Source organism: Streptomyces sp. NBC_01429 (assembly GCF_036231945.1).
In the GTDB taxonomy this organism is placed as follows: Bacteria; Actinomycetota; Actinomycetes; order Streptomycetales; family Streptomycetaceae; genus Streptomyces.
This window is the reverse complement of the sequence record NZ_CP109599.1, coordinates 7,649,961-7,676,144: the sequence shown is the minus strand read 5'-3', so window position 1 is coordinate 7,676,144 and position 26,184 is coordinate 7,649,961. Positions and strand designations below refer to the sequence as shown.

The 26,184-nt window shown below is 74.5% G+C and carries 1 protein-coding gene (cut by a window edge); it reads right to left on the bottom strand.

The window, feature by feature from the left end; translation table 11 throughout:
* Positions 1 to 26,184 carry the 5' portion of a type I polyketide synthase gene (locus OG627_RS33750; protein WP_329073178.1) on the bottom strand. It extends 2,487 nt beyond the left edge of the window, so only the first 26,184 of its 28,671 coding nucleotides appear in the window; the start codon lies at positions 26,182 to 26,184; its stop codon lies beyond the left edge, outside the window.

Below are 26,184 nucleotides of genomic sequence, written 5' to 3'. Positions count from 1 at the left end.
CAGTGAGACGCCGCGTCCGGCCAGGGCGCTGACGCCGTCGGCGAAGCGGACCGCCTCGCGGACGTGCCGCACCCAGTACTCCGGATCCTCCAACTGCCCCTCGGTCACCGGTTCTCCGGTGAGGTTGGAGACGAGCGGGATGGCCGGAGCGGCGTACGACACGCTCCGGGTGACCCGGCCGAAGTCCTTGAGGATGGCGTCCATATGCAGCGAGTGAAACGCATGACTCACCCGCAAACGCCTAGTCTTCCCGCCGTCCGCGGTGAACTTCTCCGCGAGTTCCGTGACGGCGGTCTCGTCTCCGGCGATCACGACGGCCTGCGGGCCGTTGACGGCGGCGACGGAGACTCCGTCCGTGAGGCGTCCTCGTACGTCCTCCTCGGTGGCGCGGACGGCGACCATCGCGCCGCCCTCGGGCAGCGCGTCCATCAGACGAGCCCGCGCCGCGACCAGCCGGCACGCGTCCTCCAGCGAGAACACGCCGGCCACATGGGCCGCCGCGATCTCGCCCACGGAATGCCCGGCGACGAAGTCGGGGCTCACGCCCCACGACTCCACCAGCCGGAACAGCGCGACTTCGAGCGCGAACAGCGCGGGCTGGGTGAAGCCCGTGCGGTCCAGCAGACCCGCCTCGTCACCGAAGATCACGTCACGCAGCGGACGGTCCAGCTCCCCGTCGAAGTGGGCGAGCACGGCGTCGAACGCCTCGGCGAACACCGGGTAGCGGCCGTACAGTTCGCGGCCCATCCCGGCGCGCTGCGAACCCTGGCCGGAGAAGAGCATCGCCAGCTTCCCGGCGCGGGCCGCGGTGCGGCCCCGGACGATCCGCGGGGCGGTGAGTCCGTCGGCGAGGGTGGTGAGGCCGCTCAGCAGTGCGTCACGGCTGTCGGCCACGATCGCGGCCCGGTGCTCGAAGACCGACCGGGAGGTGGTCAGGGAGCGGGTCAGGTCGGCGACCGTCATGTCCGGGTGGGCGCCGAGGTACGAGCGCAGCCGGGCCGCCTGGGAGCGCAGTGCCTCCGGTGCGGCGGCCGAGACGGGGACGGGAAGGTACCCGGCGTTCGCACCGTCAGCAGAGCCGGCGCCGCCAACGCCGCGGGCGCCGTTCGCGCCGTCCGTGGCGGGGGCGGTGGCCTCCGTGCCGACGGCGGCCGGGGCGGGCTGCTCGATGATCACGTGCGCGTTGGTGCCGCTGGCGCCGAACGCGGAGACGGCGGCCCGGCGCGGGCGGTCCGTCTCGGGCCAGGCGGTCTCCTCGGCCAGCAGCCGGACGGCCCCGGCCGCCCAGTCGACGTGGGTCGACGGCTGGTCGGCGTAGAGCGTCCTGGGCAGGACGCCGTGGCGCATCGCCATGACCATCTTGATCACGCCCGCCACACCCGCGGCGGCCTGGGTGTGCCCCAGGTTCGACTTGACGGAGCCGAGCAGGAGCGGCTGTTCGCGGTCCTGGCCGTAGGTGGCGAGCAGGGCCTGGGCCTCGATGGGGTCACCGAGCGTGGTCCCCGTACCGTGCGCCTCCACCGCGTCCACCTCGGCCGGTGCCAGACCGGCGTTGGCGAGGGCCCGCCGGATGACCCGGCGCTGCGAGGGGCCGTTGGGGGCGGTGATGCCGTTGCTGGCGCCGTCCTGGTTGATCGCGGAGCCGCGCAGCACCGCCAGCACCTCGCGGCCTTCCCGGACGGCGTCGGAGAGGCGCTGGAGGACGAGGACGCCCACGCCCTCGGACCAGCCGGTGCCGCCCGCCGAGGCGGAGAAGGCGCGGCAGCGGCCGTCCTGGGACAGCGCGCCCATCTCGCCGAACTCGATGAAGTTGACCGGTGTGGACATGACGGTCACCCCACCGGTGAGCGCGACGGAGCACTCTCCGTTGCGCAGGGCCTGGGCGGCCAGGTGCAGCGCCACCAGGGACGAACTGCACGCCGTGTCGACACTGACCGACGGTCCTTCCAGACCGAGGGTGTAGGACACGCGGCCGGAGAGCAGGCTGGCGGACTGCGCCGTCTGGGCGTGGCCCAGCTGCCCGGCCTCGGGCCGGTAGTCGCCGCTGCCACCGCCGATGAACACACCGGTGTCACCGCCCCGCAGCTCGGCCGGGTCGATGCCGGTACGCTCCAGCGCCTCCCAGGCCGCCTCCAGCAGGATGCGCTGCTGCGGGTCCATCACCATGGCCTCGCGCGGCGAGATCCCGAAGAAGCCCGGGTCGAAGTCGGCCACGTCGTAGAGGAAGCCGCCCTCGCGGGTGACGCTGCGGCCCCGGCCCTCGGCGTCGCCGTGGAGCATGCGCTCCAGGTCCCAGCCCCGGTCGGTGGGGAAGGCGCCGATGGCGTCGACACCGTCGACCGCCAGGTTCCAGAGGTCCTCGGGCGAGCGGACGCCGCCCGGGTAGCGGCAGCTCATGCCGACGATGACGATCGGGTCGTCCTCGACGGCGCCGCGCGCGGCCGGTACGGCGCCCGCCGCGAGGGCTTCGTCGCCCTCGCCGAGGAGTTCGGCGCGCAGATGCGCGGCGAGCGACTCGGCGGTCGGATAGTCGAAGGCGAGCGTGGCGGGCAGGGTCAGCCCGGTGACGGTGGCGAGCTGGTTACGGAGGTCCACGGCGGTCAGCGAGTCGAAACCGAGGTCCCTGAACGCGTGGGTGGAAGGCACCGTCGCGGCGTCCGCGAAGCCCAGTACGGACGCGACCTCGGCCCGTACGAGGTCGAGCAGCAGCTCGCGCTGTCCGGCCGCGGAGCCCGCTGACAGTTTGTCGCGGAGCGCGGAGGCGGTGGTGACGACGGAGCCGGTGGCCGCGCCCGTCTCCTCGACGGCGGCGTGTGCCTCGGGAAGTTCCGCGAAGAGCGGTGCGGGCCGGGTCCGGGTGAAGGCCGGAGCGAACCGGTCCCACGCGACGTCGGCGACCGTCACCGACGCCTCGTCCTCCGCGACGGAGCGGGCGAGCGCGGTGAGCGCGCGGCCCGGCTCCATGGCGGGCAGGCCGTTGGCCCGCAGATGGGCGGCGAGCCCGTCTGGCACGTTCTCCGCCCAGGCACCCCACGAGACGGACAGGGCCCGGTGACCGCGGGCGCGGAGTTCACCGGCGAGGGTGTCGATGTGGACGCTGCCCGCAGCCCCTGCGGCCTGGTCGCTCACGCCCCAGACACCGGCGATGGAAGCGAAGAGGACGAAGGCGTCCAGTTCACGCCCGTCGAGGACGGTGGTGACGGCCTCGTCCAGGCCCTGGACGGTGGCGCGGACGGCCGCGAGGTACGCGTCGAGTCCGTCGAGCGGTGACGCGCCGCCCGTGTCGGGCTCGGTGTCCTCGCCGGTGTGGATCACGGCGGTCAGCGCGGTCGCGCCGGGGCTTCCGGCGAGGGCTTCGGCCAGCGCCGACCCGTCGGCCGGAGCGCCGGTCAGTACGGTCAACTCGGTTCCGGAGGAGGCGAGTTCGGCACGCAGGGCCGCTTCGTCGGCCGGGTCGGGCGCGGTGGCGCCGGCCAGCAGGACGTGCTGTACGCCCCGGCCCGCCAGCCAGCGGGCGGTGTGCCCGGCGAAGCCGTCGGCCCTCCCGGTCACCAGGACGGTGTCCCGGGGCTGCCAGGGTGCCGTCGGCGCCCCGGTGGCGGCCCGGACCAGTCGGCGTCCGTAGACGCCGGAGGGCCGCAGAGCCACCTGGTCCTCGCCGGCCGTACCGGCCAGGACGGAGCGGAGACGGTCCGCAGCGCGCCGGTCCAGCACCTCGGCGACGTCGACCAACCCGCCCCAGCGCTCCGGGTGTGCCAGCGCGGCCACCCGGCCGAGCCCCCAGACGACGGCCTGGGCGGGGTCGGTGACGGCCTCGGCACGGCCCACCGAGACCGCGCCTCGGGTCACCCACCACAGGCGGGCGCCGATCCCGGCCTCGTCCAGGATGCGGAGCAGGGCGTCCGGCCGTACGGCGGCGTCGCCGTCGCCGTGGGACGTGGTGGAGAGCAGGGAGACCACACCGGTGAACGGCGCCGCCGCTGCGGCGTGTTCCCGCAGTCGCGCGGCCAGTTCGGCGGGGTCGGTGCCGACGTACTCGACGGTGACCGCGTCGGAGCCGAGTGCTTCGACGACGGCCCCGCTCCACGCGTCGGTGGCTCCGGCGGGCAGCAGCGCCAGCCAGCTGCCCGTGAGGCGGCTCGACGTGGTCCCGGCGGTGGCGGCGAGCGGCTTCCAGCTCACGCGGTAACGCCAGTTGTCCACGGCCGTCCGCTCGACACTGTCGCGGCGCCACGAGGACAGCGCGGGGACCAGAGCGGACAGCGCGGCGCCGTCGAGGTCGAGCGAGGCGGCGAGCGAGTCCAGGTCCTCCCGCTCGACGGCCGTCCAGAAGGCGGCCTCGGCCGGGTCCTGCGCGTCGGCCGGGCCGTGGACCGCGGTCGCGCGCTCGGGCCAGTACCAGGCGTGCTGGAAGGGGTAGGTGGGCAGATCGACGCGGCGCGCGCCGGTGCCCGCGAACAGCTCGGTCCAGTCGATGTCGACGCCCGTCACGTGCAGCCGGGCGAGCGCCGTCAGCAGCACGGACTCCTCCGAACGGTCCTTGCGCAGTGCCGACACCACGACCGGCGGCGTCTCGACACCGTCCAGCGTGCGCTGCGCCATCGCGCTCAGCACCCCATCAGGACCCAACTCCAGGAACGCCGACACGCCTTCACCGGCCAGCGTGGACACACCGTCGGCGAACCGCACCGTCTCCCGCACATGACGCACCCAATACTCCGCCGTACGGACCTCGCTCTCGTCCGCGAGAGCACCCGTCACATTGGAGACGAGGGCGATACTCGGCTCTCCGTACGACAGGCCCTCAGCGACCCGGCGGAAGTCGTCCAGCATCGGATCCATCAGCGCCGAATGGAACGCGTGACTCACCGACAGGCGACGCGTACGCACCCCGTCAGCCGCGAGCTTCTCCGCAACCGCGAGCACGTCCTGCTCCGCACCCGCGATCACCACCGCGTCCGGGCCGTTCACCGCAGCCACCGACACAGCACCGGTCAACAGCGCCCGCACCACTTCCTCCGTGGCCTCAACAGCCACCATCGCACCACCCGCAGGCAACGCGTCCATCAGACGAGCACGCGCCCCCACCAACCGGCACGCATCCTCCAACGAGAACACACCCGCCACATGAGCAGCCGCGATCTCACCCACAGAATGACCGGCGACGAAATCGGGCCGCACACCCCACGACTCCACCAACCGGAACAACGCCACCTCAAGCGCGAACAACGCGGGCTGAGTGAAGCCCGTACGGTCCAGCAGCCCCGGCTCCTCACCGAACACCACCTCGCGCAACGGACGCTCCAACTCACCGTCGAAGAACGCCACCACCCCGTCGAACGCCTCAGCGAACACCGGGAACCGCTCATACAGCTCACGGCCCATACCGGCCCGCTGCGAACCCTGACCCGAGAACAACACCGCCGACTTCACAACGGCATGGCCCACAAACCCGCGCGCCACCTCACGCAGCGCGTCCTCGCCCGCGCCCTCTGACGTGCCCACGCCCTCGGACCCGGCGAGCAGCACCGCACGATGCGCGAAACTCGACCGACCCGACGCCAACGAGAAACCCACGTCCAGCGCGGAACCGCCGACGAGCGACGACACCCGCTCGACCTGCGCCGCCAACGCCTCCTCCGACTTCCCCGACACCACCCACGGCACCACGCCGGGGGTGACGTCGGGCGCCGGGGTGGGCTCGGCGGATTCGGCGGCCGGGGGCTCCTCGATGATGACGTGCGCGTTGGTCCCGCTGACGCCGAAGGCGGAGACGCCCGCCCGGCGGGGCCGGCCGGTCTCCGGCCATTCCCGCTCGCCGGTCAGCAGCGACACCGCGCCGTCCGACCAGTCGACGTGCGAGGACGGTTCCTCGATGTGCAGGGTCTTCGGCAGCACGCCGTTGCGCATCGACAGGACCATCTTGATGATCCCGGCGACGCCCGCCGCCGCCTGGGTGTGGCCCAGGTTCGACTTGACGGCGCCGAGCAGCAGCGGGTGCGCGCGTTCCTCGCCGTACGCGGCGATCAGGGCGTTGGCCTCGATCGGGTCGCCGAGGGTGGTGCCCGTACCGTGCGCCTCCACCGCGTCGACCTCGGCGGGGGCCAGCTCGGCGTCGGCCAGGGCCTGCCGGATGACGCGCTGCTGGGCCCGGCCGTTGGGGGCGGTCAGACCGTTCGAGGCGCCGTCCTGGTTGACCGCGGTTCCCCGGACGACACCCAGCACGTCGTGGCCGTTGCGGACCGCGTCGGAGAGACGTTCCAGGACGAGCACGCCCACACCCTCCGACCAGCTCGTGCCGTCGGCGGAGTCGGCGAACGCCTTGCAGCGGCCGTCGGGGGCCAGCCCGCCCTGCGCCGTGAACTCCGCGAAGGCGTCGGGGCTCGACATGACGGAGACGCCACCGGCCAGGGCCAGCGAGCATTCACCGGTCCGCAGGGACTGCGCCGCCAGGTGGAGTGCCACCAGCGACGAGGAGCAGGCGGTGTCGACGGTGACGGCCGGGCCTTCGAGGCCCAGTGCGTAGGAGAGCCGGCCCGACATGACGCTGGCCGTGTTGCCGGTGGCCACGTGGCCGCGGACGTCGGCCGTGCCCTGGCGGAGCAGGTTCGTGTAGTCCTGTCCGTTCGTCCCGACGAAGACACCGGTCCTGCTGCCGCGCAGCGACAGCGGGTCGATCCCGGCGCGCTCGAACACCTCCCACGAGGTCTCCAGCAGCAGCCGCTGCTGCGGGTCCATGGCGAGTGCCTCACGCGGCGAGATCCCGAAGAAGGTGGCGTCGAAGAGGCCGACGCCGTCCAGGAAGCCGCCTTCGAGGGTGGCGGAGCCGCCCCGGGCGAGGTGGTCGAGGTCCCAGCCCCGGTCGGCGGGGAAGCCGGCGATGGCGTCCTCGCCCCGGCTGAGCAGGTCCCAGAGGTCCTCGGGCGAGGTGATGCCGCCGGGGAAGCGGCAGTTCATGCCCACGAGCACGATGGGGTCGTCGTCCACGGCGCGCGGGGCGAGTTGCGTTCCCGCGCCCCGCGGCTGTTCCGGCAGGGCGCCGAGGAGTTCGGCGAGCAGGAACTCGGAGAGGGCGAGCGGGGTCGGGTAGTCGTAGACGAGGGTGGCCGGCAGCCGCAGTCCGGTCGTCGCGGCGAGGGCGTTGCGCAGTTCGACGATGGTCAGCGAGTCGAAGCCGAGGTCGCGGAAGGGCTGGTCGGCTCCGATGCTCTCGGTGCCGGAGTGGCCGAGGACGGCCGCCACCTGGGTGCGCAGCAGGTCCAGGACGAACCGGTCGCGGCCGGTGCCGGACAGCCGTGCGAGTTGCCGGTGCAGCGCGGACTCGTCGGGGGCCGCGCCCTGTTGCGCGGTGGCCGGGGCGGTGACGGCCCGTACCTCGGGCAGGTCGCCGACGAGGGCGTTGGGCCGGGCCGTGGCGAACACCGAGGCGAAGCGTTCCCAGTCGATGTCGGCGACGGTCAGCGTCGTGTCGTCGTGCTCGACCGCGTGCCACAGTGCGGCCAGGGCCAGTTCGGGTGCCATGGGGGCGAATCCGCCGCGGCGGACGCGGCTCTCCACACCGGCGCCGTCGGCGGCCATGCCCGCGTCGGCCCAGGGGCCCCAGGCCACCGAGGTGGCGGGCAGTCCGAGGGAGCGCCGGTGCTCGGCGAAGGCGTCGAGGAAGGCGTTGGCGGCGGCGTAGTTGCCCTGGCCGGGGGCGCCGAGGGTGCCCGCGGTGGAGGAGAACAGGACGAAGGTGTCGAGGTCCAGGTCGCGGGTCAGTTCGTGGAGGTTGACCGTGGCGGTGACCTTGGCACGCAGCACGGTGGTGAACCGGTCGGGTCCGAGGGTGTCGACGACGCCGTCGTCGACGACTCCGGCGGTGTGGATCACGGAGGTGAGCGGCAGCTCCGCCGGGACGGCGGCCAGGACGGCCGCGAGGGCGTCCCGGTCGGCCGTGTCGCAGGCGGCGAGGGTGACCCGGGCGCCGAGCGCGGTGAGTTCGTCGCGCAGTGTCCCGGCGCCGGGGGCGTCGGCGCCGCGCCTGCTGACGAGGAGCAGGTGTGCGGCGCCCCGCTCGGCGAGGCGGCGGGCGAGGTGGCCGCCCAGTCCGCCGGTGCCGCCGGTGATGAGGACGGTGCCGGTGGTCGTGAACCGCCGGGGTGCGGGGGTCTCCCCCACCGGGTGGCGGGTGAGCCTGCGGGCGAAGGTCGCTCCTTCCCTGACCGCGACCTGGTTCTCGTCGCCGTCGGCGGCGAGTACGGCGGCGAGCCGGCGCGCCGCGGCGCTCCCGTGCTCCTCGGGCAGGTCGACGAGGCCGCCCCAGCGTTCGGGGTGTTCGAGGGCGACGACGCGGCCGAGGCCCCAGACGGCCGCCTGTGCGGGGCCGGTGAGCCGGTCGGAGCGGCCGATCGAGACGGCGCCGCGCGTCACGCACCACAGGGGCGCGTCGATGCGGGCGTCGCCGAGTGCCTGGACGGCGGTGGTGGTGAGCAGCAGCCCGTGGGGGACGTCGGGTGACGCGGCGGGCGGCGCCGCGGCCGGGGCGAGCAGGGACAGGACGCCCTGGAATCCCCCGTCGGGTGTGGCCAGTTCGCGCAGGCGGGCGGCGAGTGCCTCGCGGTCGTTCTCCGGGACCTCGACGAGCACGGTCGAGGTGGTGAGACCGGCCACGACGGAGTCGGTCCACGCGCGCCCGGCGCCGTCGGGCGTGTGGGCGGGGGCGAGGACGAGCCAGGTCCCGGTCGGGCTGCCGGAGGGCGCGCCGGTGAGCGGCTTCCAGGTGACGCGGTAGCGCCATCCGTCGATGGTGGACTGCTTGCGGCGCTTGCGGCGCCAGGTCGACAGCGCGGGGACGACGGCGGTCAGGGTGTCGTCGTCCAGGTCGAGCGAGGTGCCCAGCGCGGCCAGGTCCTCGCGTTCCACGGCGGCCCAGAACGCGTCGTCGACCGCGTGGGCGGGGTCGGTGGGCGTGGCGGGCCGCGGGGCGCCGGCCTCGGGCCAGTAGCGGGCGCGCTGGAAGGGGTAGGTCGGCAGGTCGGTGCGCCGGGCGCCGGTGCCGGCGAACACGCCGGTCCAGTCGGGGCGTACGCCGTGTACGTGGAGCCGGGCGAGGGCGGTGGCGGCGGTGGCGGTCTCGGAGCGGTCGCGGCGCAGGAGCGGGATCGCGACGGAGCGGTCGGCGTCGGCGAGGGTCTCGCTCGCGGCGCCGGTGAGGACGGCGTCCGGGCCGAGTTCGAGGAAGGTGCTCACCCCGCTGGTGTCGAGGGTGCGGACGGCGTCGGCGAAGCGGACGGTGGCACGGACCTGGCCGGTCCAGTAGTCGGGCGAGCGCAGTTCCTCCGCGGTCGCGAGCCGGCCGGTGACGGTGGAGACGAACGCGAGGGAGGGGGCCCGGTACTCGATGCCGCGGGCGACGCGGGCGAACGCGTCGAGCATGGCGTCCATGTGCGGGGAGTGGAAGGCGTGGCTGACCCGGAGCCGCTTGGTCCGCCGTCCCAGGGCCTCGAAGTGGGCGGCCGCGGCGAGCACCGCGTCCTCGTCGCCCGCCACCACCAGGGAGGCCGGGGTGTTGACGGCGGCGACGGAGAGGCGGTCCTCCGCTCCGTCGAGCAGCGGTGCGATCTCCTCCTCGGTGGCCTCGACGGAGCACATGGCTCCGCCTTCGGGCAGTGCCGCCATCAGGCGTCCGCGGGCGGCCACCAGGGCGCAGGCGTCCTCCAGCGTGAACACGCCCGCCACATGGGCGGCGGCGTATTCGCCGATGGAGTGGCCGGCGACGTAGTCCGGTGTGATGCCCCAGGACTCGACCAGCCGGTACAGGGCCACTTCGAGGGCGAAGAGCGCGGGCTGGGTGTAGCCGGTGTCGTCGAGCAGCGCGGCCTCGGGGGTGCCGGGGGCGGCGAAGAGGATCTCCCGCAGGGAGCGGTCGAGGGTGGGTTCGAGGTGGGTGAGGACGGCGTCGAGCGCCTCGGCGAACACCGGGTAGCGGTCGTACAGTTCGCGTCCCGTCCCGGCTCGCTGGCTGCCCTGGCCGGTGAAGAGGAAGGCCCTGCGTCCGCTGCCGGGGCGTCCGGTGATCAGGTCGCCGTCGGGGGCACCGTCCCGGAGCGCGGTGAGGGCCCGGACGAGACCGTCGTGGTCCTCGGTGACGACGGCGGCGCGGTGTTCCAGGGCGGCGCGGGAGGCCGCGAGGGAGAACGCGAGGTCGGTCAGCGGCTGTTCGGGGTGGTCGGCGAGCGAGGACAGGAGCTGCGCTGCGCGGGCCCGCAGCCCCTGCTCGGTCCGGCCGGACAGGACGAGCGGTACGGCCGCGGGCGCGGGGCCCGCGGTGCGCGGGGCCTCTTCGGGCTCGTCGGTGACGGGGGCCTGTTCGAGGATGGTGTGCGCGTTGGTGCCGCTGAGCCCGAAGGAGGAGACGCCGACGCGGCGCGGGTGGCCGGTCTCGGGCCACTCCCGCTGTTCCGTCAGCAGCCGGATGGCTCCGGCCTCCCAGTCGACGTGCGAAGAGGGCCGGTCGACGTGGAGTGTCTTGGGCACGGTGCCGTGCCGCAGCGCCATGACCATCTTGATGACGCTGGCCACGCCGGAGGCCATCTGGGTGTGGCCGATGTTCGACTTGACCGAGCCGAGCAGCAGCGGCTCGGAGGCGTTCCGGTCCTGTCCGTACGTCGCGAGCAGGGCCTGCGCCTCGATCGGGTCGCCCAGGGCGGTGCCGGTGCCGTGGCCGTCGACGACGTCCACCTCGGCCGGGCCGACGCCCGCGTTGGCGAGGGCCTGGCGGATGACGCGCTGCTGCGAGGGGCCGTTGGGCGCGGTCAGACCGTTCGACGCGCCGTCCTGGTTGACGGCGCTGCCGCGGATGACGGCGAGCACGGTGTGGCCGTTGCGGCGGGCGTCGGAGAGGCGTTCGACGAGGACCAGGCCGACGCCTTCGGCGAGGCTCATGCCGTCGGCCTGGTCGGAGTACGCCTTGCAGCGGCCGTCCGCGGCCATCGCCCGCTGGCGGCTGAAGCCGACGAAGGCGCTGGGGGTGGCCATGACGCTGACGCCGCCGGCGAGCGCGAGGGAGCTCTCCCCGTTGCGCAGGGACTGGCAGGCCAGGTGCAGGGCGACGAGGGACGACGAGCACGCGGTGTCGAGGGTGACGGCGGGGCCCTCGAAGCCGAAGGTGTAGGAGAGGCGGCCGGACAGGACGCTGGAGATGGTGCCGGTGATCAGGTGTCCTTCGGCGCCGTCCGTGGTGGCTCCGCCGGAGCTGTAGTCCTGGTAGCTGGCGCCGACGAAGGTGCCGGTGCTGCTGCCGCGCAGCTCGGCGGGGTCGATGCCGGCCCGCTCCATGGCCTCCCAGGCCGTCTCCAGGAGGAGACGCTGCTGCGGGTCCATGGCCAGCGCCTCGCGCGGCGAGATGCCGAAGAATCCGGCGTCGAAGTCCGCGACGTCGTGGAGGAAGCCGCCCCGGGTCGAGTAGGTGTGGCCCGAGCGGTCGGGGTCCGGGTCGTACAGTCCCTCGGTGTCCCAGCCCCGGTCTGCGGGGAATTCGCTGATGGCGTCGCCGCCCTCGGCGACGAGCTGCCACAGCTCCTCCGGGGAGCCGATGCCGCCGGGGTAGCGGCAGCTCATGCCGATGATGGCGATGGGGTCGTCGGCGACGGACGCCCCGACCGCCGTGGGGGCGCCGGTGACGGTGCCCGCGATCAGGGTGCGGAGGAACTCCACGAGGGCGACGGGCGTGGGGTAGTCGAACACCATGGTGCTCGGCAGGGTGAGACCGGTGACGGCGGCGAGCCGGTTGCGCAGGTCGACGGCCATCAGTGAGTCGAAGCCGACCTCGCGGAAGGCCCGCTGCTCCGACAGGACGTCGGGAGAGGCGTGGCCGAGGGCGGTCGCGGCCTCGGAGCGGACCAGATCGAGCAGGACGCGGTCCTGTTCGACGGCGGGGAGCGCCAGCAGTCCGGTGACGTACTCGCTGTCGCCGGTGGCGGCCTGGGCCGAGTCCTCGGCGAGCCGCTGGACCTCGGCGACCTCCTCGAACAGCGTGGTGGGCCGGCTGGAGGTGAAGACGGGGTAGTAGCGCTCCCAGTCGACGTCGGCGACGGAGAGCACCGTCTCGTTGTCGTCGAGGGCCTGGCGCAGCCCCGTGAGGGCCAGTTGCGGGTCCATGAAGACGAGTCCGCTGCGGCGGATCTGGGAGGGGTCGACCCGGCCCAGCTTGAGGTCGTCGGACCAGATGCCCCAGGAGACGGAGGCGGCGTGGGCGCCGCGGGCGCGCCGGTGTTCGGCGAGCGCGTTGAGGTAGGCGTTGCCGGCGACGTAGGCGGCGTGCTGGCCGCTGCCCCACATGCCCGCGGTGGACGAGTAGAGGACGAAGGCGTCGAGTTCGTCGTCGTCGAGCAGTTCGTCGAGGTACCGGGCTCCGGCGACCTTCGCGTGGACGACCTGGGCGAAGGCGTCGAGGCTCGTCTCCTCGATGGAGGCGAGTTCGATGAGGGCGGCGGTGTGCACGACGGTGCGTACGGTGCGTCCTTCGGCCCGGAGGCCGTCGAGGAGCGCGGCGACGGAGTCGCGGTCGGTCAGGTCGCAGGCGACGAGGGAGGTTTCGCAGCCCAGGTCGTTGAGTTCCTGGACGAGGGTGCCGGCGCCGGGAGCGTCGGGGCCGCGACGGCTGGTGAGCACGATGTGCTCGGCGCCCTGCTGGACCAGCCACCGGGCGAGGTGCGGGGCGAGGGTGCCGGTGCCGCCGGTGATGAGCGTGGTGCCGCGCGGCGACCAGGGGCGGCCCGGGGCGGGTGAGGCGGTGGTGGCGCGGGACACGCGGCGCGCGAGGACGCCGGAGGGGCGTACGGCGAGCTGGTCCTCGTCGGTACGGCCGGTCAGCAGCGCCGCGAGCCGCTCGCCGGCGCGCCGGTCGAGCTGTTCGGGCAGGTCGATCAGGCCGCCCCAGCGCTGCGGGTGTTCGAGGGCGGCGGTCCAGCCGAGGCCGAGGATCTGGGCCTGGACGGGCCGGGTCAGCCGGTCGGAGCGGCCGGTGGAGACGGCGCCCCGGGTGAGGCACCACAGGGGCGCGTCGATCCCGGCGTCGCCGAGCGCCTGGATCAGCGACACGCTCAGGGCGAGCCCCGCCGTGAGGGCCGGGTGTTCCTCGCTGGGCCGCTCGGCGGCGGCCAGCAGGGAGACCACTCCCGTCAGGTCCTCGCCGAGGTCGCCGAGGCGCCGGGCCAGTGTTTCGCGGTCCAGGTGGGAGGAGTCGAGGGTGAGGGTGTGGGGCGTCGCTCCGTGGTCGGCGAGGATGCCGGTGATCTCGTCGGTGGGGACCGTGCCGGTGGTGACGACGAGCCAGTCACCGGTCAGGGTCGCCGCGGGCAGCCCGGACAGCGGCTTCCAGCCGGCCCGGTAGCGCCAGGAGTCGACGGTGGAGAGGTCACGCCGGCGGCGGCGCCAGTGCGACAGCGCGGGCAGGACGGGCGCGAGGGAGGTGCGGTCGACGCGGAGGCTGGACGCCAGCGCGTCGACGTCCTCGTCCTCGACTGCGGTCCAGAACTCGGCGTCGGCGGGGTTGTCCTCGCCGTTCGTCCGGGGCTTGGCCGCGATGGCCCACAGGTGTTCGCGCTGGAAGGCGTAGGTGGGCAGGGGGACGCGCCGCGCCCCGGTGCCGGCGAAGACCCGGTCCCAGTCGACGGTGACGCCGCGGACGTACGCCTCGGCCAGTGAGGTGAGGAAGCGGTCGGTGCCGCCCTGGTCGCGGCGGAGCGTGCCGGTGACGACGGTCCGGCCGGCGTTCGCGGCCTCGGCGGTCTCCTGGATGCCCATGGAGAGCACGGGGTGGGAGCTGATCTCGATGAACGCCTGGTGTCCGGACGCGAGGAGGGTGCGTACGGCGGGCTCGAAGCGGACCGTCCCGCGCAGGTTCCGGTACCAGTAGCCGGCGTCGAGGGGGGTGGATCCGTGGTCGAGCCAGTCGCCGGTGACGGTCGAGAGGAACGGGATCCGGGGCGGGCGGGGGGCGACCTCGGCGAGGGTGCCGAGGAGTTCCTCCTCGACCCGCTCCACCTGGGCGGAGTGCGAACCGTAGTCGACGGCGATGCGCTTGGCGCGGATGTCGTCCGCCGTCAGTTCGGCCATGAGGGCGTCGAGCGGCCCGGCCTCGCCCGCGACGACGACGGAGCGCGGTCCGTTGACGGCGGCGACCGAGAGTGCTTCGCCGTGGGCGCGCAGCCGCGCCTCGACGTCGGCGGCGGGCAGCGGTACGGACATCATGCCGCCGGATCCGGCGAGCACCCGGCCGATGGCCCGGCTGCGCAGGGCGACGATCCGCGCGGCGTCCTCCAGGGACAGCGCTCCGGCGACGGTCGCGGCGGCGATCTCCCCCTGGGAGTGGCCGACGACGGCGTCCGGGACGACCCCGTGGGCGCGCCACAGCTCGGCGAGCGACACCATGACCGCCCAGGAGGCGGGCTGGACGACGTCGACGCGCTCCAGGGACGGCGCGCCGTCGGCCTGCCGCAGCACGTCGAGCAGCGACCAGTCGACGAAGGCGGAGAGCGCGACCGCGCACTCGCCGACGCGTTCGGCGAAGACGGGGGACTCGTCGAGGAGGCGTGCCCCCATGCCGGCCCACTGGGAGCCCTGGCCGGGGAAGACGAAGACGGTCTTGCCGGTGGTCTCGGCGACGCCGTGCACGACGGCGGGCGAGGAGGTGCCCTCGGCGAGGGCCGTGAGCGCGGCGGCGAGGCTCCGGTCGTCGTCGCCGACGACGACGGCGCGGTGGTCGAAGACCGTACGGGTGGTCACCAGCGAGTGGCCGACGTCGAGGGCGTGGACGGTGCCGGTGCCGGTCGTGTCGAGGTGGGCGGCGAGGCTCGCGGCCTGGTCGCGCAGCGCCTGGGGGGTGCGGGCGGACAGCGTCCAGGGGACGACACCGCCGGCGGGCGGGACGGGGGCCGTGTCGGGCTCCGTCCCGGCCGGCTCCGGCAGCGGCGCCTCTTCGAGGATGGCGTGGGCGTTGGTGCCGCTGATACCGAAGGACGAGACGCCTGCCCTGCGCGGCAGTTCGGCGCGCGGCCAGTCCCGTCCCTCGCCGAGCAGCGAGACGGTCCCTGAGCTCCAGTCGACGTGGCTGGAGGGCTCGTCGGCGTGCAGGGTGCGCGGGAGGGTCCCGTGGCGCAGTGCCATGACCATCTTGATGACCGCGGCGACGCCCGCGGCGGACTGGGTGTGCCCGATGTTCGACTTGACGGAGCCGAGCAGCAGCGGGCGCTGGGGGTCGCGGTCGCGCCCGTAGGTGTGGTGCAGGGCCTGTGCCTCGATCGGGTCGCCGAGGGCGGTGCCGGTGCCGTGGGCCTCGACGACGTCGATGTCGGCGGTGGTCAGCTTGGCGTTGGCGAGGGCCTGGCGGATGACGCGCTGCTGCGCGGGGCCGTTCGGCGCCGTCAGACCGTTCGAGGCGCCGTCCTGGTTGATGGCGGAGCCGCGGATCACGGCCAGGACCTCGTGGCCGTTGCGTCGCGCCTCGCTGAGCCGCTCCAGGACGACGACGCCGACGCCCTCGGCGAGGGTCATGCCGTCCGCGTCGTCCGAGAACGCCTTGCAGCGGCCGTCCTGGGCGAGGGCGCGCTGCTTGCTGAAGGCGATGAACGAGGCGGGGTTGGTCATGACGGTGGCGCCGCCGGCGAGGGCGAGCGTGGATTCGCCGTTGCGGAGCGACTGGCAGGCCAGGTGGAGGGCGACCAGCGACGAGGAGCAGGCGGTGTCGACGGTGACGGCGGGGCCTTCGAGGCCGAAGAGGTAGGCGAGGCGGCCGGAGAGCACGCTGGGGCTGGTGCCCGTGACGGCGTGTCCGGCGGCGGAGCCCTCGTCCAGTCCGAGCCCGTACTCCTGGTAGGTGGAGCCGATGAAGGTGCCGGTGGGGCTGCCGTGGACCGACGCGGGGTCGATACCGGCCTGTTCGAACGCCTCCCAGGTGGTCTCCAGCAGCAGCCGCTGCTGGGGGTCCATGGACAGGGCCTCGCGCGGCGAGATGCCGAAGAACCCGGCGTCGAACTCGCCGGCCTCGTGCAGGAATCCGCCCTGTGTCGAGTAGGTGGTGCCGGGCTGGTCGGGGTCCGGGTGGTAGAGGTCCTCGCCCCAGCCCCGGTTCACCGGGAAGTCGGTGATGGCGTCGGTGCCCTCGGCGACCAGTTCCCAGAACTGCTCGGGGGAACGGACACCGCCGGGGAAGCGGCAGCCCATGCCGACGACGGCGATCGGCTCGTCGAAGGCGCCCGTGGCCAGGGCCCGCGGGGCCGCTTCGGCGCCGCCGGTGCCGAGGATCTCGGTGAGCAGGAACCGGGCGAGGGCGACGGGGGTCGGGTAGTCGAAGGCGAGGGTCGCGGGCAGCGGGAGCCCGGTGAGGGTGGCGAGCCGCTTGCGGAACTCCACGGCCGTCAGCGAGTCGAACCCGGCCTCGCGGAAGGCCCGGCGTTCGTCGACCCCTTCGGCGGAGGCGTGGCCGAGGACCATGGCGGCCTCACCCCGGACGAGGGTGGTCAGCAGCCTTTCCTGGTCGGCGTGTTCGAGGCCGCGGAGGCGTCCGGCGAGTTCGGAGGAGGCTCCGTCGTCGGCCGTGTCCGGCCGGTCCAGGGCGGCGACCTCGGGGATCTCGTCGAAGAGGACGTTGGGCCGTGCCGCGGTGAAGACCGGGTGGTAGCGCGACCAGTCGATGTCGGCGACGGTGACCGCGACATCCTGCTGGACGACGGCGCGGCGCAGTTCGGCGACGGCGGTGGCGGGCGTCAGGAAGCGCAGGCCGCTGCGGTGGAGCTGGTCGGACAGGGCCTCGTGGGTGGCCATGCCGGCCTCGGCCCAGGGGCCCCAGGCCACGGAGGTGGCGGACAGTCCCCGGGACCGGCGGTTCTGGGCGAGGGCGTCGAGGTAGGCGTTGGCGGCGCCGTAGGCGCTCTGCCCCGCGCTGCCCCACACCCCGGCGATGGAGGAGAAGAGGACGAAGAAGTCGAGGTCGTGGTCGGCGAGCAGGTCGTCCAGGTGAGCGGCGCCGAGCAGCTTCGCCGACATCGTGTCGACGGCGTCGGTCAGCGGGGTGGCGGAGAGCGAGGCCGCCTGTCCGACGCCCGCGGTGTGCACCACACCGGTCAGCGGCAGGTCCTCGGGGATCGCCGCGAGGACGCCGGCGAGGGCGTCGCGGTCGGCGGTGTCGCAGGCCGCGAGGGTGACGCGGGCGCCCAGGCCCTCCAGTTCGGCGCGGAGTTCGGGCGCGCCGGGCGCTTCCGGGCCCCGGCGGCTGGTGAGGACGAGGTGCCGGGCGCCGCTGCGGGCGAGCCAGCGGGCCACCTCGGCGCCGAGGGCGCCCGTACCGCCGGTGACGAGTACGGTGCCGTCGGCGGTGAAGGCGTCCGCCGGGGGGAGCTCGGCGGACGGGCGGCGCACCAGCCGGCGGCCGAGGACGGTGCCGGACCGCAGGGCGACCTGGTCCTCGCCGCCCCGCCCGGCCAGCACGCTGACCAGGTGCTGGATCGCGGGTGCGTCCAGCACCGGCGGGAGGTCGATCAGCCCGCTCCACGGCAGCGGGGACTCCAGGGCGGCGACGCGGCCCAGCCCCCAGGCGGTGGCCTGGACGGGGTTGGCCGGCGGGTCGGCGGGGCCGGTGCCGACCGCGCCGCGTGTGAGGGTCCACCGGGGGGCGTCGAGGCGGAGGTCGCCGAGGGCCTGGGCGAGGACGATGCCCAGCGCGAGCCCGGCGGGCACGTCGTCCGTGAGGGGCAGGCCGGGAAGGTCGGCGAGCGGGAGCAGGGACAGCACACCGCCCACGGCGTCGGCGTCCTGCACCGCGGCCCTCAGCCGCTCGGTGAGTTCGGCGCGGTCCCGGCAGGCCGGGTCGAGGTCGAGGCGTTCGAACTGGGCGCCGTGGCCGCGCAGGGCGTCCAGGATCTCGTCGCTGTCGATCCCCTCGGTGGTGACGACCAGCCAGCGGCCTTCGAGGACCGGCGCTGCGCCGGGGCGGACCTGCTTCCACCGCACCTGGTAGCGGGTGGAGTCGAGCAGCGCCGCCTCCTGGCGCTGCTGGCGCCAGGAGGAGAGGGCGGGGAGCAGGGCGTACAGGGAGGCGTGCTGTTCGTCGCGCAGGCCCAGCAGTCCGGCCAGTCCGGCGGCGTCGCCGCGCTCGATCGCGCCCCACAGTTCGGCGTCGGCGGGGTCGGTGGCCGCGGTGTCGAGGGCGGTGCGCGTGGTGGAGTCGGCGCCGGTCCCCGGCCAGTAGCGCTCGCGCTGGAAGGCGTAGGTGGGCAGGTCGACGGTGCGGGCGCCCGTTCCGGTGAGGAAGGCGGGCCAGTCGACGGAGGAGCCGCGCACGTGCAGCCGGGCGAGGGCGGTGGTGACGGCCCGCTCCTCGTCGCGGTCGGACCGCAGCAGCGGGGTGATGTCGGTGTCGGCGGCGTCCCCCAGGGTGTCCTGGGCGAGCGCGGACAGCACACCGCCGGGTCCGACCTCCAGGAAGGTGGTGGCCCCGGCCGCGTGCGCGGCGCGGACGCCGTCGGCGAAGCGGACGGCGGCGCGGACGTGCGCGACCCAATAGTCGGGGCGGCACAGTTCGCTCTCGGCGGCCTGGCGCCCGGTCAGGTTGGAGATGACGGGGACGGCCGGCGGGTGGTAGGTCAGGTCCTCGGCGACGGCGCGGAAGTCGTCGAGCACGGGGTCCATGAGCGGGGAGTGGAAGGCATGGCTCACCCGCAGCCGCCTGGTCTTGCGTCCCAGCGCGGCGAAGTGGGCGGCGATCTCCTCGGTGGCCGCCTCGGTGCCCGAGACGACGACGGCCGAGGGGCCGTTCAGCGCGGCCAGGGACACCTCGTGCTCGCGTCCGTCGAGCAGCGGGGCGACCTCGTCCTCGGAGGCCCGGAGCGAGATCATCGCGCCTTCGGCGGGCAGCGCCTGCATGAGCCGGGCGCGGGCCGCGACGAGCCGGGCGGCGTCCGGGAGGGAGAAGACCCCGGCGGCGTGGGCGGCGGCGATCTCGCCGACGGAGTGGCCGAGCAGGACGTCGGGGCGCACGCCCCAGGAGCGCAGCAGCCGGTACAGGGCGACTTCGAGGGCGAACAGGGCCGGCTGGGTCCAGCCGGTCCGGGACAGCAGCTCCGCCTCGGGGGTGTCGTCGGCGGCGAAGAGGACCTCGCGCAGCGGACGGTCCAGCAGCGGGTCGAGCGCGGCGGTCACCTCGTCCAGCGCCCGCGCGAACACGGGGAAGCGGGCGTACAGTTCACGGCCCGCGCCGGGGCGCTGGCTGCCCTGTCCGGCGAACAGGAGGGCGAGCTTGCCCGCGCCGCCGGTCTCGCCCTCGACGAGGGCGGCGTCCGGCCGGTCACCGGCGAGGGCGGCGAGGGCGCGCAGGAGTTCGTCCCGGTCGCCGGTCACGACGGCGCGCTGGTCGAAGGCCGTACGGGTGGTGGCGAGCGAGAGCGCCACGTCGGCGAGGGCCGTCTCGGGGTGGGCCTCGGCGTAGGAGCGCAGCCGGGCGGCCTGGTCGCGGAGCGCGGCCCGGCTTCTGGCGGCGAGCGTCCACGGCAGTACGGCCGGGGTCACCTCGGGGGTGACGGCGGCCGGTTCGGTGTGCGGGGGCTCCTCGATGATGACGTGGGCGTTGGTGCCGCTGATGCCGAAGGACGAGACACCCGCGCGGCGGGCACGGTCGGTGCGCTGCCAGGGCGTCTCGTCGGTGAGCAGGCGCACCGCGCCGGCGTCCCAGTCGACGTGCGAGGACGGCTGGTCGGCGTGGAGCGTGCGGGGCAGCACCCCGTGGTCCATGGCCATGACCATCTTGATGACACCGGCGACGCCGGCCGCGGCCTGGGTGTGGCCGATGTTGGACTTGACGGAGCCGAGCAGCAGCGGCTGTCCGGCGTCACGGTCCTGTCCGTAGGTGGCCAGCAGCGCCTGGGCCTCGATCGGGTCGCCCAGCGAGGTGCCGGTGCCGTGGCCCTCGACGACGTCGACGTCGGCGGTGGAGAGCCCGGCGCCTGCCAGGGCCTGGCGGATGACGCGCTGCTGGGAGGGGCCGTTGGGGGCGGTCAGGCCGTTGGAGGCGCCGTCCTGGTTGACGGCGGAGCCACGGACGACGGCGAGGACGCGGTGCCCGTTGCGCCGCGCGTCCGAGAGGCGTTCGAGGACGAGCATGCCGACGCCCTCGGACCAGCCGACGCCGTCGGCTCCGTCCCCGTACGCCTTGCAGCGGCCGTCCGGGGACAGCCCGCGCTGGCGGGAGAACTCGATGAGGGAGGTCGGCGTGGACATCACGGTGACACCGCCGGCGAGGGCCAGTGAGCACTCCCCCGCGCGCAGCGCCTGCATCGCCCAGTGCATGGCGACGAGTGACGACGAGCACGCGGTGTCGACGGTGACGGCGGGGCCTTCGAGGCCGAGGGTGTAGGAGACCCGGCCGGAGGCGATGCTGGGCGAGGTGCCGCTGCCCTGGTATCCCTCGAACTGGCCGCCGGTGAGGGTGGCCGCGTAGTCGTTGTACATGACGCCCGCGAAGACGCCGGTCTGGCTGCCGCGCAGCGACACGGGGTCGATCCCGGCGCGCTCGACGGCCTCCCAGGAGGCTTCCAGCAGCAGCCGCTGCTGGGAGTCGGTGGCCAGCGCCTCACGGGGGCTCATGCCGAAGAAAGCGGGGTCGAACTCGGCGGCGTCGTGAAGGAATCCGCCGAAGCGGGTGTACGTGGTGCCGAGGTGGTCGGGGTCCGGGTGGTACAGGGAGTCCAGGTCCCAGCCGCGGTCGTCGGGAAGGCCCGAGATGGCGTCGGTGCCCTCGTCCACGAGGCGCCACAGGTCCTCGGGCGAGGTGACGCCGCCCGGGTAGCGGCAGCTCATGCCGACGATGACGATGGGGTCCTGGTCGGTGGCGGCGCGCGGGGCGCTCGCCGCCACGGCGGCCGTGGAGCCCATGAGTTCGCCGAGGACGTGGCCCGCCAGGGCGGTCACGGTCGGGTAGTCGAAGATCACCGTGGCGGCGGTCCGCAGCCCGGTGGCCGTGCTGAGCAGGTTGCGCAGCTGGACGGCGGTGAGGGAGTCGAAGCCGAGTTCCTGGAAGGGCCGGGTCGGGTCGACGTCGGAGGCGCTCGCGTGGCCGAGTACGGCGGCCACCTGGCCGCGGACGAGGTCGAGGACCAGCTCGGTGCGGGCGGCCTCGTCGAGCCGGCCGAGCCGCTGGACGAGTCCGACGGCCGTCTCGGAGCCGGACACCACCGAGCGGCGTACGGGGGTACGGATGAGGCCGCGCAGCAGCGGCGGCACCTCGTCCTGGACGCGGAGGACCGACAGGTCGAGGCGGACGGGCAGGAGCGTGGCCGCGTCGTGGCCGAGCGCGGCGTCGAAGAGGGCGACCCCCTGTTCCTCGGTGAGGGCGGGCGTGCCGGTGCGCGCCATGCGCCGCAGCTCCGCCTCGTTCAGACCGCCGGTCATTCCGGCGGTCGGTGCCCAGGGGCCCCAGCCCAGCGAGAGCGCGGGCAGGCCGGCGGCGCGGCGCAGGTGGGCGACGGCGTCGAGGAAGGCGTTGGCGGCGGCGTAGTTGCCCTGGCCGGGGACGCCTATGGTGCCGGAGAGCGAGGAGAAGACGACGAACGCGGCGAGGTCCAGTCCGGCGGTCGCCTCGTGCAGGTTCCACACGGCGTCGGCCTTGGGCCGGAGCACCGCGCTCAGCCGCCGCGGCGTCAGGGACTCGACGACGCCGTCGTCGAGGACGCCGGCGCTGTGCACGACGGCGGTGAGCGGGTGCGCGGCGGGGATGGACGCGAGCAGGCGCGTGAGCGCGTCGCGGTCGGCGAGGTCGCAGGCGACGGCCTCGGCGTGGGCGCCGTGGCCGGTCAGCTCGGCGAGCAGTTCCTCGGCTCCCTCGGCGGCGGCGCCGCTACGGCTGGCCAGCAGCAGGCGGCGCACTCCGCGGTCGACGACGAGGTGGCGGGCCATGACGCGGCCGAGCCCGCCGGTCCCGCCGGTGATCAGGACCGTACCGTCGGGGTTCCATTCGGCGCGGGCGGTGTCGGCGCCGTGTCCGCGGGCGAGCCGGGCGCCGAGCAGGGCGCCGCCGCGCACGGCCGCCTGGGGTTCGGTCACGGTGAGCGCCGTGCCGGGCAGGGGCTGCGAGGTGTCGGAGGCGTCCAGGTCCAGCAGGCCGAAGCGGCCGGGGTGTTCGGTCTGCGCGGAGCGTACGAGGCCCCAGACGGCGGCGGCGGCCGGGTCGGTGACGGCGTGGCCGTCGGTGGCGACGGCGCCGCGGGTGACGAGAACGAGCTTCGCGTCGGCGTGCCGTTCGTCGGCGAGCCAGCCCTGGAGCAGTTCCAGGACGTGCGCGGTCAGGGCGTGGACCGACTCGGCCGTCCCGGTGCCGGTGGCGCCGCGCACGGGCGCGAGGACGAGGGCCGGGGTGGCCGTGTCCGTGTCCGGGCCGGACAGCGCGGTGACGCTCGTCCCGGCGGCGGTGAGCGCGTCGGTGAGGCCGAGGGTGTCCGGGCCGAGGACGCCGACCGGGGACGGTACGGGCACCGGGTCCCGCTGGTCGCGCAGGGCGGTCCAGCGCAGCTCGAACAGCGCGTCGCGGGCGATTCCCGCGTCGGCCTTCGCCTCGCCGGGGGCGGAGCGCAGGACGAGCGAGCCGACGGAGGCGACGAGGGCGCCGGTGGTGTCGGCGACGGCGATCGACACCGTGTCGTCGTCCACGCGCGTCAGCCGTACCCGTACGGTGGCCGCGCCCGAGGCGTGCAGGGTCACGTCCTGCCAGGAGAAGGGCAGTCCGCCGCGGCCGTGCTCGCCGAGGCCGGCGAAGGCCGAGGCGTGGAGGGCGGCGTCGAGCAGGGCGGGGTGGATCCCGAAGGCACCGGCGTCGGAGCCGTTGGTGTCGGGCAGCGCCACCTCGGCGTAGATGTCGTCGCCCGCCCGCCAGGCGGCGCGCAGGCCGCGGAAGACCGGCCCGTAGCCGAACCCGCTGTCGGCCATCCCGTCGTAGAAGCCGTCCAGTTCGATGGCGCGGGCGTCCGCGGGGGGCCAGGCGGTGGCGTCGAAGTCGGCGCGCTGCTCGCCTGCCGCGAGCACACCGGCGGCGTGCTGGGTCCAGGGCTGTTCCTCGGAGCCGTCGGGCCGGGAGTGCAGGCTGAGCGTGCGGCGGCCGGAGTCGTCGGGGCTGCCCACCCACACCTGTACCTGGACGCCGCCCTGCTCGGGCAGGACCATGGGCGCGGCCAGGGTCAGTTCCTCGACACGGTCGCAGCCGACCTCGTCGCCGGCGCGGACGGCCAGCTCCAGGAAGGCGGTGCCGGGCAGCAGCACGGTGCCGCGCACGGTGTGTTCGGCGAGCCACGGGTGGGACTGGAGGGAGAGCCGGCCGGTGAGCAGCAGGCCGTCCGAGTTGGCCAGGGAGACGGCGGCGGCGAGCAGCGGGTGGTGGGCCGCGCCCAGACCCGCGGCGCGGACGTCGCCGCTCTGGGTGATGCCCTTGGGCCAGTAGCGGCGGCGCTGGAACGCGTAGGTGGGCAGGTCGATCCGGCGGGCGCCGGTGGCCTCGAAGTAGGCGCCCCACCGCAGGGCGACGCCGCGCGCGTGCAGGCCGCCGAGCGCGGTGGTGACGGTCTCGGGCCCGGGCCGGCCGGGGCGCAGCAGGGTGTGGGCGGCGGGGGTGTCCCGCGCGGGGTCGGCGCCGGTGTCGAGGATCGCCTCGGCCAGGGCGGACAGGACGCCGTCGGGGCCCAGCTCCAGGTAGCTGCCGGTGCCGTGGTCGTTCAGCCAGGCGACGGAGTCGGCGAAGCGGACGGTGTGCCGTACGTGGTCGGTCCAGTAGTCCGGCGAGGTCAGCTGCTCGACCGTGGCGAGCGTCCCGGTCAGGGTGGAGACGACGGGGATGACGGGTGCCTGCGGCGAGAGTCCCGCGACGACGGCCCGGAACTCGTCGAGCATCGGCGCCATGAGCGGGGAGTGGAAGGCGTGCGAGACGCGCAGCGTCTTGGTCCTGCGGCCCTGGTCGGTGAAGTGGCCCGCGACGGCGGCGACTTCGTCGCTCTCGCCGGCGACGACGACGGACGAGGGTCCGTTGACGGCCGCGATCGAGACGCGCTCCGAGCGGCCGTCGAGGACGGCCAGGACCTCGGCCTCGGTGGCCTCCAGGGAGACCATGGAGCCACCGGAGGGCAGCGCCTGCATGAGGCGGCCCCGGGCGAGGACGAGTGTGGCGGCGTCGGCGAGGGAGAAGACCCCGGCGGCGTGCGCGGCGGCGATCTCCCCGATGGAGTGGCCGGTGAGGAAGTCGGGCTTGACGCCCCAGGATTCGGTCAGCCGGAAGAGGGCGACCTCCAGGGCGAACAGTGCGGGCTGGGCGTAGCCGGTGCGGTGCAGCAGTCCGGCCTCGGGGCTGTCCTCGGCGGCGAACAGCAGTTCCTTCAGGGGCCGGTCGAGCGCGGGGTCGAGGTGGGCGAGCACCGCGTCGAGAGCCTCGGCGAAGACCGGGAACCGCTCGTACAGGTCCCGTCCCATGCCGGGCCGCTGGGAGCCCTGGCCGGCGAAGAGGAAGGCGAGCCGGGCGCGGCCCTGTGCGCGGCCCTGGATCAGCTGGGGCGCGCTCTCCCCGTTGGCGAGCGCCGTGAGGGCCTCGACGGCGGCGCCGGTGTCGGCGGCGGTCACCACCGCGCGGTGTTCGAAGCCGGTGCGCGCCGTGGCGAGGGAGTAGGCGAGGTCGGCGGGGACCGTGTCCGGCCGGTCGCCGAGGAACGACAGGAGCCGGGCGGCCTGGTCGCGCAGCGCTGTCCGGGTGCGGCCGGAGAGGAGCAGTGGCAGGGTGCCCGCCGCGACGGACGGGCCGGGCGTTGCGGTGTCGTCGGGCTCGGGCGCGTCGGGCGCCTCTTCGAGGATGGTGTGCGCGTTGGTGCCGCTGAGGCCGAAGGCGGAGATACCGGCGCGGCGGGGTTCCGTCCCACGCGGCCACGGCGTCTGTTCGGTGAGCAGCCGTACGGCGCCCTCCGTCCAGTCGACGTGGGTGGAGGGGGCGTCGACGTGGAGTGTGCGCGGCAGTACACCGTGGCGCATGGAGAGCACCATCTTGATGACGCCGGCCATCCCGGCCGCGGCCTGGGTGTGGCTGAGGTTCGACTTCACGGAGCCGAGGAGCAGCGGCTGGTCCTCGGCGCGGTGCCGGCCGTAGGTCGCGAGGAGCGCCTGGGCCTCGACCGGGTCGCCGAGGGTGGTGCCGGTGCCGTGGGCCTCGACGACGTCGACGGCGTCGGAGGAGAGCCGGGCGTTGACGAGCGCCTGCTCGATGACGCGCTGCTGGGAGGGGCCGTTGGGCGCGGTCAGCCCGTTCGACGCGCCGTCCTGGTTGACGGCGGAGCCGCGGATCACGGCGAGGACCTCGTGGCCGTTGCGCCGTGCTTCGGAGAGGCGTTCGAGGACGAGGACGCCCACGCCCTCCGACCAGCCGGTGCCACCGGCCGAGTCGGCGAAGGAGCGGCAGCGGCCGTCGGCGGCGAGGCCGCCCTGCCTGCTGAACTCCACGAAGGTCGTGGGGCTGGACATGACGGTGACGCCCGCGGCGAGCGCGAGGGAGCACTCCCCCTGCCGCAGGGAGTGGGCCGCCAGGTGCAGCGCCACCAGCGACGAGGAGCAGGCGGTGTCGACGGTGACGGCGGGGCCGACGGCGCCGAAGAAGTACGAGAGCCGGCCGGAGAGGATGCTGGTCGCGTTGCCGGTCAGGGTGAATCCCTGGACGTCGTCGTCCGGGCCGATGCGGTAGTCCTGGGGCATGGCGCCGACGAACACACCGGTCCGGGTGGACCGGAGTGTGGCCGGGTCGATGCCCGCCCGTTCGAACGCCTCCCAGGAGGACTCCAGCAGCACCCGCTGCTGGGGGTCCATGGCGAGGGCCTCGCGGGGGGAGATGCCGAAGAACTCGGCGTCGAACTGTGGTGCGTCGTGCAGGAATCCGCCGGCGAACTCCTCGGAGCCGTCGGTGAGCGCCTCCCAGCCGCGGTCGGCGGGGAAGCCGGTGATGCCGTCCTCGCCGTTGACGAGCATGGTCCAGAGGTCTTCGGGACTGGCGACACCCCCGGGGAAGCGGCAGCTCATGCCCACGATGGCGATGGGCTCGCGAGCCGCTTCCTCCAGCTCGTTCACCTTCTGCCGGGAACGCTGAAGGTCGGCGCTCGCCCGCTTGAGGTAGTCCCGAAGCTTCTGTTCCTTGTCCAT